The organism is Pseudomonas sp. SIMBA_041 (assembly GCF_046535095.1).
Classification (GTDB): Bacteria; Pseudomonadota; Gammaproteobacteria; order Pseudomonadales; family Pseudomonadaceae; genus Aquipseudomonas; species Aquipseudomonas mucoides.
Genome location: NZ_JAWRXJ010000002.1, coordinates 384,273 through 397,812 on the forward strand (window position 1 = coordinate 384,273; position 13,540 = coordinate 397,812).

The 13,540-nt window shown below is 56.8% G+C and carries 16 protein-coding genes and 1 tRNA gene; 10 read left to right on the plus strand and 7 right to left on the minus strand.

Annotation, left to right across the window (positions count from 1 at the left end; translation table 11 throughout):
* The first annotated feature begins 27 nt into the window (after positions 1-27).
* The 7 genes from SB725_RS05455 to SB725_RS05485 all read left to right on the plus strand — a co-directional run bounded on the left by SB725_RS05455 (position 28) and on the right by SB725_RS05485 (position 5,167).
* The gene (locus tag SB725_RS05455) at positions 28-720 is read left to right on the plus strand and encodes a pseudouridine synthase (RefSeq protein WP_027925564.1); all 693 of its coding nucleotides are present in this window, start codon (positions 28-30) and stop codon (positions 718-720) included.
* A gap of 311 nt (positions 721-1,031) precedes the next feature.
* Positions 1,032-1,916, plus strand: coding sequence for an alpha/beta fold hydrolase (locus SB725_RS05460; RefSeq protein WP_410921410.1), 885 nt, complete (start codon positions 1,032-1,034; stop codon positions 1,914-1,916).
* A 181-nt stretch (positions 1,917-2,097) separates the two neighbouring features.
* A tRNA-Gly gene (locus tag SB725_RS05465) sits at positions 2,098-2,171 on the plus strand.
* A gap of 328 nt (positions 2,172-2,499) precedes the next feature.
* Positions 2,500-3,045, plus strand: coding sequence for a PAAR domain-containing protein (locus SB725_RS05470; RefSeq protein ID WP_410921411.1), 546 nt, complete (start codon positions 2,500-2,502; stop codon positions 3,043-3,045).
* A 10-nt stretch (positions 3,046-3,055) separates the two neighbouring features.
* A complete protein-coding gene (locus tag SB725_RS05475) occupies positions 3,056-3,838 on the plus strand; it encodes a hypothetical protein (protein ID WP_410921412.1) in 783 nt (260 codons plus the stop codon).
* Positions 3,823-4,188, plus strand: a complete 366-nt coding sequence (locus tag SB725_RS05480) for a hypothetical protein (RefSeq protein ID WP_410921413.1) — start codon at positions 3,823-3,825, stop codon at positions 4,186-4,188. The genes SB725_RS05475 and SB725_RS05480 overlap by 16 nt, the downstream gene beginning before the upstream one ends.
* 709 nt (positions 4,189-4,897) lie before the next feature.
* The gene (locus SB725_RS05485; protein WP_027925567.1) at positions 4,898-5,167 is read left to right on the plus strand and encodes a hypothetical protein; all 270 of its coding nucleotides are present in this window, start codon (positions 4,898-4,900) and stop codon (positions 5,165-5,167) included.
* Positions 5,168-5,673: 506 nt separating this feature from the next.
* Here the strand turns inward: SB725_RS05485 and SB725_RS05490 are convergent.
* The gene (locus tag SB725_RS05490; RefSeq protein ID WP_140666063.1) at positions 5,674-5,859 is read right to left on the minus strand and encodes a hypothetical protein; all 186 of its coding nucleotides are present in this window, start codon (positions 5,857-5,859) and stop codon (positions 5,674-5,676) included.
* Positions 5,860-6,471: 612 nt separating this feature from the next.
* On the opposite strand from SB725_RS05490, the gene SB725_RS05495 reads away from it, so the two are divergent.
* Positions 6,472-7,200, plus strand: coding sequence for a class I SAM-dependent methyltransferase (locus SB725_RS05495; RefSeq protein WP_027925569.1), 729 nt, complete (start codon positions 6,472-6,474; stop codon positions 7,198-7,200).
* 261 nt (positions 7,201-7,461) lie between these two features.
* On the opposite strand, the gene tam is transcribed toward SB725_RS05495, so the two are convergent.
* Entirely contained in the window at positions 7,462-8,232 is a 771-nt protein-coding gene (gene tam / locus SB725_RS05500; protein ID WP_410921414.1) for a trans-aconitate 2-methyltransferase, read from the minus strand.
* A 291-nt stretch (positions 8,233-8,523) separates the two neighbouring features.
* Here tam and SB725_RS05505 point away from each other — a divergent pair, with 291 nt between their 5' ends.
* Positions 8,524-8,934 (plus strand): low affinity iron permease family protein, encoded by a 411-nt coding sequence (locus tag SB725_RS05505; RefSeq protein WP_027925571.1) that lies wholly within the window; start codon positions 8,524-8,526, stop codon positions 8,932-8,934.
* Between the two features lie 66 nt (positions 8,935-9,000).
* Here the strand turns inward: SB725_RS05505 and SB725_RS05510 are convergent, their stop codons facing one another.
* From SB725_RS05510 to SB725_RS05530, 5 genes are all read right to left on the minus strand, one after another.
* Positions 9,001-9,504: a DUF4142 domain-containing protein gene (locus SB725_RS05510; RefSeq protein WP_027925572.1), complete on the minus strand. Its 504-nt coding sequence runs from the start codon at positions 9,502-9,504 to the stop codon at positions 9,001-9,003.
* Between the two features lie 75 nt (positions 9,505-9,579).
* A complete protein-coding gene (locus tag SB725_RS05515) occupies positions 9,580-9,738 on the minus strand; it encodes a KGG domain-containing protein (RefSeq protein WP_081744010.1) in 159 nt (52 codons plus the stop codon).
* A 116-nt stretch (positions 9,739-9,854) separates the two neighbouring features.
* Positions 9,855-11,204, minus strand: coding sequence for a diguanylate cyclase domain-containing protein (locus SB725_RS05520; protein WP_410921415.1), 1,350 nt, complete (start codon positions 11,202-11,204; stop codon positions 9,855-9,857).
* 18 nt (positions 11,205-11,222) lie between these two features.
* A complete protein-coding gene (locus SB725_RS05525; RefSeq protein WP_027925574.1) occupies positions 11,223-11,861 on the minus strand; it encodes a LysE family translocator in 639 nt (212 codons plus the stop codon).
* Between the two features lie 65 nt (positions 11,862-11,926).
* Positions 11,927-12,109 carry a hypothetical protein gene (locus SB725_RS05530; protein ID WP_059181487.1) on the minus strand — a complete coding sequence of 61 codons (183 nt, stop codon included), beginning with the start codon at positions 12,107-12,109 and terminating at the stop codon, positions 11,927-11,929.
* A gap of 198 nt (positions 12,110-12,307) precedes the next feature.
* On the opposite strand from SB725_RS05530, the gene SB725_RS05535 reads away from it, so the two are divergent.
* Positions 12,308-13,540 (plus strand): aminotransferase class I/II-fold pyridoxal phosphate-dependent enzyme, encoded by a 1,233-nt coding sequence (locus tag SB725_RS05535; RefSeq protein WP_410921416.1) that lies wholly within the window; start codon positions 12,308-12,310, stop codon positions 13,538-13,540.

A 13,540-nucleotide genomic window follows, 5' to 3' on the forward strand; every position in this document is an offset into this window, starting at 1 on the left:
CGGCCCTTTTCCCACCGAACCCTTGCCATGCGCGTTGACCGTTTCCTCAGTAACCTGCCGCGCTTCAACCGTAAGCAGGTGCGTCTGTTGCTGGTGGAAAAGCGCGTGCGGATCGACGGCAGTATCGTCAGCGACCCACATGCCGAGGTGCTCGAGTTCAGCCGCGTCGAAGTCGATGACGAGGTCCTGCAAGCCGGCAAACCTGCGCGCTACTTCATGCTGCACAAGCCACCCGGCTGCGTCAGCGCCACCCGCGACCCCGAGCACGCGACGGTCCTGGACCTGATCCACGAACCGGACAAGGACGATTTGCACATCGCCGGCCGCCTCGACTTCAACACCACCGGTCTGATGCTGATCACCAATGACGGCAGCTGGTCGCGACGCCTGACCCAACCGCAGACCAAACTGCCCAAGGTCTACTACGTCGAGACCGAGCAGGACATCGGCCCGGAATATGCGTTGAAGTTCACTGAAGGGCTGTACTTCGCCTTCGAAGACCTGACCACCCAGCCCGCCGGGCTGGAACTGCTGGGGCCGAAATCGGCGCGGCTGAGCATTGTCGAAGGCCGGTACCACCAGGTGAAGCGCATGTTCGGTCATTTCGACAACAAGGTCCTGCGCCTGCACCGCGAGCGCATGGGCCCGCTGGCGCTCGATAACGCGCTAAAACCGGGCGAGTACCGCGCATTGCGCACCGAAGAGATTCAATTGATCTAAGCAGGCGACCGCTCAGCAGAAGTTGTCGAACAATTTACCAATGACACTTGCGCGAAGACGTCACCCCTGCTTGAATCAGGTCGTCAGCCGAAATGTGACTGACGAGTCACAACATACTTCTAAGAAACTTTTTGTCGGTTAGAGAACCCTCAGGTTCCGCCTCAGACCGGCAGACTGCCCGCCAATAATAATACCCGTCGACCTGCTGTACGGATCGACATGGGCCTCCAAATTCCAGGCGTATGCCTACCTGTCACAAAGCTCGTGCAATCTCATTTGCGCGCATACCCGCTTGCCAGGAGTCTTATGACATGAGGCCAGAAATCGCTGTGCTGGATATACAGGGTCAGTATCGGGTTTACACGGAGTTCTATCGCGCAGACGCCGCAGAGAAGACCATTATCTTGGTCAACGGCTCGATGGCCACGACTGCGTCGTTTGCACAAACCGTGAAAAACCTTCATCCGCAGTTCAACGTGGTCTGCTACGACCAGCCCTACGCGGGCAAGTCCAAGGTCCACAACCTGCATGAGAAATTGCTGACCAAGGAAGTCGAAGGGCAGATCCTTCTGGAACTGATCGACCATTTCGGCGCCGAACACGTGCTGTCGTTTTCCTGGGGCGGCGCCGCGACCCTGGTCGCCCTTGCCCACCAGCCACGCCGGATCGAAAAAGCCGTGATCAGCTCGTTCTCCCCGGAGATCAACGCGCACATGCTCGACTACCTCGAGCGCGGCGTCGACTACCTCGGCAGCCGCGACGGCGACCGGGTCGGTAACCTGGTGAACAGCACCATCGGTAAACACTTGCCGACTCTGTTCAAGCGCTTCAACTACCGGCACGTCAGCAGCCTGGCCGATCACGAATACGGGCAGATGCACTTCCACATCAGCGACCTGCTGCACAGTGATCGCCAGTGCTTCCTGAAGGCTGCGGAGAAAATCAACGTACCGGTGCTGTTCATGAACGGCGAATGGGACGAATACACCGCCGCCGATGGCGCGCGCTTGTTCGCCAACCATGTGCAACACGCCACCTTCACGACCCTGGAAGCCACCGGCCACTTTCTCGACATGGAACACAAAGCCGCCTGCCGAGACAGCCGCAATGCACTGCTGGGATTCCTGAAACCTGAACCACACGCCAGCCGAACGCGTTACCACTACGTCCAGGATCACCATGCACTGGCAATCTGAAACAGCGTCCTCGCGAGCAAGCATCGCCCTACAGTCGTTGAACGCATTCCTGTAGGCGCGAGGCTTGCCCGCGATAGACCGTTTTGTGGTGTGTGCCGTGTTGCCTCTGCGCTAAAGCAGTCCAGCGCAAAGAAAAACTTCATTTCCACGCGCACATCTGGTACAAAGTCAGCCGCTCTGAGCGGGTGTCGTATAATGGCATTACTCCAGCTTCCCAAGCTGATAACGAGGGTTCGATTCCCTTCACCCGCTCCACTATTTTCAAGGCCTCCAGCCTACTCCGCTTCAATTTGGTGTCTGTTAAGGTGTCTGTTTCTAGTTTTCTCAGACACCTAACGAACTTAAACAGACACCTGCGCCCAGCCCCCCTGAATCTATTCCACCCTCACCGGCGTGCTATCTGCCGGCATCACATCACTATTTGCAAGCCATCACCTGCAGCTGATCAAGCTTAGTCGTTTAACTCTGCTCCTCATCTCCCGTCGCATACCCAGGGATGATCTTGCTGACATCTTCGCGAGCCATTTCTCAAAGCAAGTCTGATACAGTCGTCCCCGTTAAATTCGTTGACAGGGAGTCAAGCATGGCAAAGCCAGCTGCACGTATCACCGACCCAACCAGCTGCCCCATCCCTGGGCACGGCCCCAAAGCTATCGCCTCCGGTTCTCCTGATGTGTTCTTCGACGGACTTGCAGCCGCTCGCAAAGGTGACACGTGCACCTGTGGTAGTGCGCTAGCCTCGGAAGTGTCCGGCACAGTGTTTATCAACGGCAAAAATGCCGCACTGGTCGGATCTATTGGCACCCATGGCGATGTCGTGATCGGCGGTTCGGGTACGGTCATCATCGGAAGCACCCATACCGCTGCCCCCTTTATTGCGCCTACGCCCATGGTCATTCACGGGAACTGGATCGGATTCAAGATTCCCGCAGAAGAAAGCTACGAAGGATTTGCTTGCACGGCTCACTTTGACGATGGGTCCTCCATGCCCGGCGTCTTTGACGCAAACAATTCGGTCAAGTTTTCCAACCCCACCGGAAAGGCATGCCATACCTTGGCATTTGCTCAACACGAGAACACCTGCACAACCGCAGGTATCGACGGACTGCTGAACGACATTTTGGGATAAGGATATTCTCGTGACGGAACCGAACCTGGTAACCGGAAGTTATGTTGTAAAAAGTGAACATACCCTCGAGCGGTCTCCCCTTGAGATGGCGGTTGCTGGCATGGAGGGGGCGGCCAGTCGATTTTCCATCGATGCCATCAAGGACGAACGCGTCCGCGCAAGTTACGAGGGCAATATTCGACGAATGTCACAGCAGATTTTTGCCGAGGTGAGAGCCGGCAACATCAGCGTTGAGGACGCGACAAAGTTCAGCAACGAGATGCGCAACAAAATCATGTTCGAACACCGCAAGCTGACCTCTGCACAGGGCCTGGCCATCGTGCAAAAAAAGAAGAAGGCCGGCCGAACACACAGCGACATCCTGAACGAAAAATCTCAAACTCAGTTCAACAAGAACTACGAACAACTTTCTAAAGCTCAACAGAAAGAAGTCCTGTACAAAGCTCTGGAGCGGTCCGGCAGTGCCAATGCCAAGTTCACTTCTGGCACTAAAATCATGTCTGTCATGGGCAAGGTTGGCATCATCATGACAGCGGTGCTGGCCACTTACCAAATCCTGAACGCTGACGACAAGGCCAAGGAAACGGCGCGTCAAGCCACCATCCTGGGTGGTGGTGCGGCAGGTGGATTTTTGGCGGGCTTGGGCATATCCGCTCTTTGTGGTCCTGGAGCTCCGGCCTGCGCCATCGCCGTCGTTCTCATCGGTAGCGTTGTCGGCGGCATTGCCGGCGGGGTCGCAGCTGATACGTTCGACGCAGAGCTAGAGGAGCTGGCCCATTGGGATATATTCTGACTCCTGCGGAACGAGCGAGCATCCAGATCGCGCTGGCAGAGGCCTTTGTAGACAGCACTGTTGACTACGCGTCTATCGCAAAGCGAATTCGAGGCTATGACCCAAAGGTTGTTGAAGAAATCTTGTACTCAGAGGTCGCACCTGTGTGCTTCAGCAACCTTGAAACGCCCGTCCCTCCTGTGTGGACTGGTTTTAAGGATGAATGGTTACTCGATGAAATAGCCAAAGAACTCAAAGCGCGAGAACACAGTTGGTTTCGTCGTCGCTTCGACCTGTTCAAAGTGGCATGGCTACGCTACAGCTACGGTTACATCTGGAAGGAACTCATGAAATTTCATCATTTCCAGTAATTGCAAACCGCGCCCAAACCGGACTTGATGTCTGGTTTTTTGGGGCGGGTGTTTGACTGAATTGGCCGAGTGGGGAAATTAACGATTTCGCGTAAAGTCGATGCTTTGTAAGTGTTTTTCTTGCGCTCATAAAGGTTTCCTCGGCACTCACGCTCAGTATGATCAGATCAACGCGGAGACCGTGTCTCGCGATCTGGAGCCTTTCATCGGTACAAGCGTTGGTCCTGCCTGACGGACAGCCAAGACAAAAAACCGGTCCTTAGTGACCGGTTTTTTTCCGTGAAATTTGTGTAGAACGCTGATTCTTCATTCTGAACAAGCCAGTCAACGTCTGCCTAGCAGGTGTCGATCACCGATTCACTGGTGGCACGAAAGTGGCCAATCTTCGAAAAGGCAACGTCCTACACGACACTGGGAATTGTCCGTACACTTGCGCATTGCTGTGCCTTTGTCACGAGGCCTATAGTCCGAGCGCGTCCAAATGGCGTATCGGGTTTGGCGACTCGATGACAACGATTCAGGAATTTCCGAGATTTTCGGAGCAGTTTCTGACTGCACTTTGCTGCGCTTTTTATGGTGGCTGTGCGTGGGAGACCTTCGGGTCTGCCGGTTTTACCGTTGTCCGGTTCGCCAACCTGCGTACAGCTACCACCCTATTGTTTGGCGACGATTGAGTGGTAGGTCTTTCACCTACTAACGGTAATCACGCATGAAAGAATATATGGCTTTAACCAGCAACGCCGACGATCTACCTTCCCTGTTCGTCAACACTACCCAACCGCTGCACTCACTGCTCAGCACGGCCAGTTACAGAATTCGAGCCGTGACGCAGATGCTCGAAAACCTCGCCATGCGAGGTGACATCACCACCGACTCGGTCATCCTCAGCGATTTTGCATTGCTCTGCTGCGTGCCTTTGCGCGACGGTTGCGATGTGCTGGACGTGATCGCTCGACGCATGGATGCAGAGCCGTCCTGATGTGATAAGGGGCGCCTTTCGGGGCGCCCTCGATTTGTTGCAGCTGGCGAAGCCTGCGTCCGGCTGCGCAGCAGTCGTGGAATCAGGTGACGCGGTGTTTCAGGAAGACCTCGCGGCTACGCAAATGATGGAAGCCAAGATATGGCAGGCACACCCTACTTAGCGTAGCGACTTCACCTTCTGCGGCATTTCCAAAAGGCACGGTTGCAGGGAGAACAGGGTGGTGACTTCTGCGGTACACAACCGAGGCGACTCGGTTAATAACGGTGTTTGGTCAGATTGGCGTTCAGGACGAGGGACGATGGACGAGGGACGATGTGCCGACTAATCCGGACTGGATTATGCGGCAGGACCGGATGTGAGTTATACGACGCCGCTGATCAGTTGTGCACGGTAGATAGCCGACAAGCGCTAGTTGGTGGGAGGTTGCCAGGGAGGGCACAGCGATGAGGTTTGTTTCAGCGCCTCCGATAGTACGAAAAAAAGGCATCTGAGCCGACAGAGAATTAAAGATGTTTTGCGACAAAAGCGACGGCGACAAACAGGGTCAGTGCGAATGCAGCACCGATGCTGAACGGCAACAACGTAGTGCGGATTTTGGTCGGGGCCGGGCGTCTCATCTCTTCAGCTAAAGCCTCCATTTCACGATGCAATTGCTCGATGCTTGCTCGATTACTACGATGAGTGGACATGTTTCTTTCTCCTCTCGCAGACCGTGTTGAGTCCGTGAACTGTTCCTGACAATGTGAGCCGTGTGGTTGCAAAGCTCAAGTACCAGCGATGTATGTTGAGTATCGGCGACCAATAGCTTATCGAGTTCTAAATTTTCGCGGTCGTTCTGGAACATTGATCATCCTTCTCGGCTTTTAGCCGCCAACCTAAGCGTCGTTGTCTGCGAAGCCGGCAAAATCTGTCGGACGTCAATCACTCATCACCTATCGTGCAGTCCGTTCTGCGGAGCACTATTTCCTATCTACCCACCAGCGGATAGCGGGTGATTCCCGCTTAGGTTGTAGGCAACATCCGAGAGCTGCGCATGAAGGAGCGTTAACTGTTTTTCGGTCGGTTGATCGTCTTGCAGTTCGGCCTTAACCGAATCGCCGATTTTTTACATGGGCCTTGGTTACAAATCCGCAACGCTCAACCCGTTTCCCCTCCCCGCCCGACCCGCTAGCATTTCCACCATCTCCAACGCCCCTCCCCACCGCGCGGCCATCAACGAATACGCGCCACAACGCTTCGAGGGAAACCAATCGGCGCGGCCCAAATTCCGCCCACCAACGATCTCAATAGAGCAACCCGACATGACTCAAAACATCTACGACGATCCGGAGTTTTTCCACGGTTACAGCCAAATGGGCCGTTCCCTTGGAGGCCTCGACGCGGCACCGGAATGGCCAACACTCAAATCAATGCTGCCGCCGATGAAAGGCCTGAAGGTAGTGGACCTCGGTTGCGGTTACGGCTGGTTCAGCCGCTGGGCCAGTGAGCAAGGCGCTGATAGCGTGCTTAGTCTGGACGTCTCGGAAAAGATGCTGGAGCAGGCTCGCAAGACCACATCGGTGGGCAACATCCACTATTCACGGGCAGATCTGGAACAGCTTGATTTACCCATAGCTGGTTTCGACCTGGCTTACAGCTCACTGGCGCTGCACTACATCAAGAATCTGTCCGGGTTGTTCGCCACGATCCACGCGGCCCTTAAACCTGGTTCGCGCTTTGTGTTTTCCATCGAGCACCCGATCTTCATGGCCCCGCGCAATCCGGGTTGGCTGATCGACGGCGAGGGACGCAAGCGTTGGCCGGTAGACAGCTATCAACGGGAAGGTGAGCGGGTGACGAACTGGCTGGCGGAAGGCGTGATCAAGCAGCACCGAACCCTTGGCACGCTGTTCAATACGCTGATTGGCGCGGGTTTCAGTATTCAGCATGTCAACGAATGGGGGCCGAGTGATACAGAAGTGGCGGCTCAACCGGCGCTGGCCGAAGAGCGGGAACGGCCGATGATGTTGCTGGTTAGCGTTCATCGCTAAGAGCCGCGTCGGGTTCTCGTATATTTTACGTATAGGTCTTTGAAATCCGGTAAAGAAGCAGTAGCGCGATGTTGGGCCTGACTAAAGGTGCCTTATTCTGTCGGCTCAACTTTCACCTAGAGATCAACATGGACAATTCAGAGTTGGGGATCATGATCATTTCGATGATCGGGTTGTTCGGCTTTGCTTCGTTTGTTTTTGAATATTTGAGTGCCAAGTACAGGGACAGATAACGCTCAGCGAGATCCGTCCCTTTTTGCACTATCGGGTTGCGACAATAAACAACCGCGGAAACGGCAACAGCACCGAACCATCGCTCAACGCCGGATAAGCCTGCTCGATCGCGGCATGGTATTGCTTGAGGTATTGCGTCTTTTCCGTGTCATCCAGCGGTTCGAGAAACGGCCGCAAACCGCTGCCCTTGAACCACTCGACCACACCCGACGCGCCACCTGCCAGCGGATGATGGTAAGTGGTGCGCCACACATCGACGCGCGCACAGTGTGGCCGCAGCATCGAGTAGTAATCGCTGGCACTGGCCATCTCGGTGCGTTGCCCGGCGGCGTCCGCCAGTTTGCTGGCCCAAGGGCCTTCGGCGGCCACTTCGCGCATCAGGCGATGGGAAGGTTCGTTGAGGTTGTCGGGCATCTGGATGGCCAGGCTGCCGCCCTCGGTCAGTCGGGCGGCCAGCGACGGCAATAACGTCGCGTGATCGGGCAGCCATTGCAACACGGCATTGGCGAAGATCACGTCGAACGGGCCGTTATCGTCCCAGGTTCCGATATCAACAGTGTCGAACTGCACGTTTGGCAAGCGCTTGCGAGCGGCCTCGATCATGTCGCTCGAACTGTCGACCCCACGCACCGTGGCGCCGCAGAAGCGCTCGACCAGCAACTCGGTCGAATTGCCGGGACCGCACCCGATGTCGATGGCCGAGCGCGCATCCACCGGCGGGATGGCGGCGAGCAGGTCTCGCGCCGGGCGGGTGCGTTCATCTTCAAAAGCGACGTATTGTTTGGCGGACCAACTCATTGCGTTCTCCTGTCGGTGCGTTGTTGTGGGCCAGAGGCTGACAACCGGTCCGATACGATACCTCGACCAGTATATGCAGCCCTATCCCGATCTTTGAGAAATAACCCTGACTGTCCAAACGCAACTTGTAGGGAGACCGGGAACTCAGGTTTTACGACGGCTGTGCAGCCGGACGCAGGCTTCGCCAGCTGCTACAAAAAAGCGTCACTGCCGGATCCGAAAATGTAAGTAGAATTTTCAACACGCCGTCGCTGTCTGAAATTCAGGCGCATCCCAATAAGGAACACGGCAATGAAATTCGCAAAAATCTCGCAGAAACTCGCCCTGTGGGCCGGCAGTCCCAAGACATTCATGGGGGCGCTTATTCTTATTATTCTGTGGGCCGCGAGCGGTCCGATTTTTGGTTTCAACGACACCTGGCAACTGGTGATCAACACCTCAACCACGATCATCACGTTTCTGATGGTGTTTCTGATCCAGAACACGCAGAACCGCGACACCGACATTCTGCATCTGAAAATCGATGAGTTGCTGCGGGTGAACAAGGAGGCGCAGAACGCGATGTTGGGGCTGGAACTACTGGACCTCAAACAACTGGAGGCGCTGCGCCGCCACTATCGCGCCATGGGCGAAAAAGATGTGCATGACCTGGCGGGGCTGGCGACGACGAGCCCGCGCAAACAGGGTTTGAACAAGTGCTGAGCACAAACAAAACGGCGCGTGATGTGAATCACGCGCCGTTTGCTCTGAATGGCGTAAAGACTTGAACTAGCGACCGGCCTGCAACGCCCTGGCCATTTGCAGATGGTTTTGCAGTTTGGGCAGGGTTTCTTCAGCAAATGCTTTGATTTGCGGAATGTCCGTGGTTTGCGCTTCCTGTTGAAGTTGCTCGATGGCTTGCTGCGTGGTTTTCACCTGACTGGCGGCGTAGGCCTGGTCAAAGGTTGCGCCGTCCATCGCTTGCGGCATCAAGGCTTTGGCCTTATCGACCACTTCTTCGCGAGGGGCCACTGGCAGATCCAGTTGCTTGGCGATTTTCGCCAGGTGCTGGTTGGCGGTGGTGCGGTCGTTGATGACGACGATGGTGTAGTCCTTGACCTCTTTGGATTCGGTTTTCTGATGCGCCAGGCGACTGGCTTCGATGTCGGCCATGCCTTGGGCCGAGGCATCGTTGATGAATTCGGCGGGGGACTGGGCAAAGGCACTGCCTGCGAACAATCCCAGGAACGTGGCAAAACTTGCATGACGTATTCGGGTGGCCATCCGGCTCATGGTCGCGCCCTCCTTCTGAAAAAATTCAAGCGGGAGCTTGCGCCCCCGCCTCTCGATCAAAACCACCTTCAATCACTACTTGGACTTCTGAGGACCTTTGCGGCCCATTTCGGGTTTCGTAGAGTCTTTATCGACCGTCGTTGTGGTGGTTTTCCCACCTTTGCGACCGGCTTCAGACGCCTTCGTTCGATCGTTGGCGAAGTTTCCCGAGTTCGAGTTTCTTGAGTTAGGCATGATTCTCTACCTCTTGGTGATGATCCAGGCGAGCAACAGCCCGCATAAAATCAGAATGAACGAGCCCCAAAAGGTTTAGAAAACCTGAAAACGCCGCGACGAACGGCGGCGAACTATCAGACTTCGAGTCGTAGATGATGCTGGCGTTTGGCAGCGTACATGGCCTCGTCGGCATGCCTGAATAACTGCTTTTCCTCGGTGCCGTGCTCGGGGTAATGAGCGACGCCGATACTGGTGTGGATGTTCAGGTTGTGCCCGTCCAGACGCAGCGGCTGCGCCAGGACCTGAAGAATTTTTTCCGCCACGCCGTCGGCGTCTTCCAGGCCGTGGATGCTGTGCAACAACACCACAAACTCGTCCCCGCCGATGCGCGCCACGGTATCGGTTTCGCGTACGCACCCCTTGATCCGATTGGCCACCGCTTGCAACAGCATGTCGCCCACCGCGTGGCCATGGGTGTCGTTGATGTCCTTGAAACGGTCGAGGTCGACGTACAGCAACGCCATGCGCCCACCATCGGCCCGGGCCAGCGCCAGCGAAGCCTTGAGACGATCACGCAGCAGCTCGCGATTGGGCAATTGAGTCAACTGGTCGTACTGCGCCATTCGCTGCAACCGGGCATGCAACTGCTTGCGCTCGATGGCGGTCGCGACCTGGGCGCAGACGTATTGCAGCAGCTCCTTGTCCCGTTCGGTGTAGCGCTCGCCACCCGCAACGCTTTTGACGATGAGCGCGCCGATGGTGCCGTTTTGCGAATTCAGCGGCACGCCCAGCCAGCACGGTGAATTCGGGCCCTCGACCAACGTCTCAAAACCTGCGGGCGAATGGCCCTGGTCCGGGGTCAGCAAAATGGGCAAGCCGCTGCGGATCACTTCTGCACACAGGCGCCCGGTGATGGTGCCGGGCTGCTCGGGTTGCAGTTCGTGGTCGTTGACGTGATAGGGGAAATTCAGCTGCGCGCAGTGTTCGTCATACAGCGCCACGGAGAAATTCAGCGCAGGCAGCCATTCGCCGATGATCAGGTGAATGCGCTTGAACAGCGCCAGCAAGTCTTCCGCCGCGTGAGCCGCTTCGGAAATCGCGTACAACGCTGCTTGCCGGGACTCGGCCTGCTTGCGTTCGGTGATGTCCCGGGCCACGGCGATGCGCAATTGATCGACTTCCGACCAGCGCGCCGACCAGAGGATGTGCACCACCTGGCCGTCCTTGCGCAGGTAGCGGTTTTCGAAGTTGAGTTTGGGCTCACCGCCCATGATTTCCCGCGCGGCGTCGAGGGTGCGCTGGCGGTCGCCAGGATGCACCATGTCGATCATCACTTGGCCGATCAGCTCGTCGGGGGTATAGCCAAAAATGCGCTCGCACGCCGCACTGACAAAAACGAAGCGACCTTGCTTGTCGACCGCACAAACGGCGTCCAGCAACAGATCGATGTAGCTCGCCAACGGCGCGGAATTTCTGGATGCCATGGTGTCTTGCATATGGCCTCAAGTCTTGTTTGTGACCAGTCCCGGCAACGCGTGCGCCAGGGCATTAATGGCAAAACCGATAAACATGACCCCGCACAACCGGGTGATGGCCAGTTCGTGACGTTGATACAGGGTCCGGACCTGCCGCGCACCGACGATGCCGATGAGAATAGCGTAGGCGATCAGGCCACCGACGAAGCTCAGCACAATCAACCACGGCAGCATCGACCAGTGCAGCAGCTCCGCGCGGCTCGAGAGCAGTGCGGTAAACGTGGCCACCGCCACCGGGTAAGCCTTGGGATTGGTCAAACCGAACAGAATGCCGTGCCAGAACGGCTGGCGGGCCGGGCCTTGAGGCGCTTCGGCACTGCTGCGTTTCGCCCGCACGGCGCGCAAACCGAGCCAGAACAAATACAACCCGCTGAACACGCCCAACACATCGAATGCCGTGCTACCGATTTCCCGCGCCCCGACTATTGCAATCAACGCGGTACTGCACCAGACCACATCGCCCAGCAAATGCCCACACAAGAACCCCGCCCCCGCCCGCCGACCGCGCGCCGCGCCAATGCCGAACACCGCCAACACACCCGGCCCCGGAGTGATGCCGTAGATAAAGCCCGAGGCGAGAACAGCCATTAGCAGCGATGGGGTCATCAGGAAATCCTTTTGAACTGTCTGGTGAATGGGCGCCAGTCTATCTCAGGTCCTTGTGCGTGGACTTACTGATCGTCGAAGAACTTCATTCCTGCGTTGGGTCGTCGTTCCGCCCATTCAGCCAATTCAACACCTGATCCCCACCCCGCCACGTGTGCCACGCCAACACAAACGTAAACGACGCGCCGCCACATCGATATCACAAGGATGATCAGGTCGAGACGGCGGATCAGGCTTTTTGGCAGCATGGAGGGCTCGATGACTTCAGTTCGGCTGAGTCGGCAGATAGCTCGGTTTTTGCCCACAACCTCACACGCCATCGCCCTACATGTAAATCTCTTGTAACACTCAACCGAACAGGAAACGGCCGATTCAGCGCCCACACCCCACGCTGTAAAGTCTGGAAACACACGGACGGTTTCATCACTCAAGGACAGACACGTCACATGGACCAGACAACGCACGCGGCAAACACTTTCACCAACTATCGAAAACTGATCTCGCTGGCCGATCACGACTGGGAAACCGCGGAAGCGGGAAAAGTCGCGGGGCTGAACGTCGACATCAGAAGCAGCAACCGCATGGTTGACCAGCACGGACGCGCTTTTCATCACTTCTGTACTACCTCCTACCTGGGCCTGGATCACCATCCCGACTTACTCGATGGCGCCATGACCACCTTGTGGGAAACCGGCACCCTGCGCATCGCCAACTCGAAAAATCGCTGCAAACTGGCAATCCTCGATCAGTACGAAACGGAGCTGTCAGCGTTGTTCGGCGCCACATGCCTGAGCACCTTGTCGTGCAGCGCGGCGAGTGCCGGCGTCCTGCCGCTGCTGGCCAGCGGCGTGTTCACCGAGAACCGGTCGCCGGTGATGGTGTTTGACCGCTTGGCACACTATTCGATGAGTCACCTCAAAGCCGCCTGCGCCGACGAAACCAGGGTCGTGACCAGCCCGCACAACGACATGGATTTTCTGGAAACGCAGTGCCAGCAACATGCCAGGGTCGCGTATGTGGCCGACGGTGCGTACAGCATGGGCGGGGTCGCCGACCTGGACAGCCTGTTGTACCTGAAGGACCGTTACGGCCTGTTTCTTTACCTCGACGATTCTCACGCTTTGTCCGCTGTCGGCACGTTCGGTGCGGGCCTCGTGCGTCCCAGGTTGCAGGCGCTGGAGGATGACGCCTTGATTGTCGCCTCATTGGCCAAGTCATTTGGCGCCAGCGGCGGAATGGTGATGCTGGGCAACGAACGGCAGAAAAAACTGATTCAACGCTACGGCGGCCCCAGTAACTGGTCGCAAAGCCTGAACAGCGCGTCCATCGGTGCGGGCAGAGCGTCCATCCTGCTGCATCACACGCCTGCATTGACTGCGTTACAGGAAAAGCTTCAGGTTAATATCCGCCTCTTTGACAGCCTGATTCGAACCGCACAATACGCCAGCAACATGCCGATTCGCTTGATCCACTGCGGTGAAGCGAGGCTGGCCAACCGTATTGCCATCGAATTATCCAATCTGGGTTTCTTTACCTCGGCGGTGTTTTTCCCCGTGGTTGCACAAGGCAAGGCCGCCATCAGAATCACGCTACGCGCCGACATGGAGCCGACGCTGATTCGACATTTTTGTGAACTCGTCACCGAGCTTTTACGCACCTGCGCCGGGGACGCCCGCTAG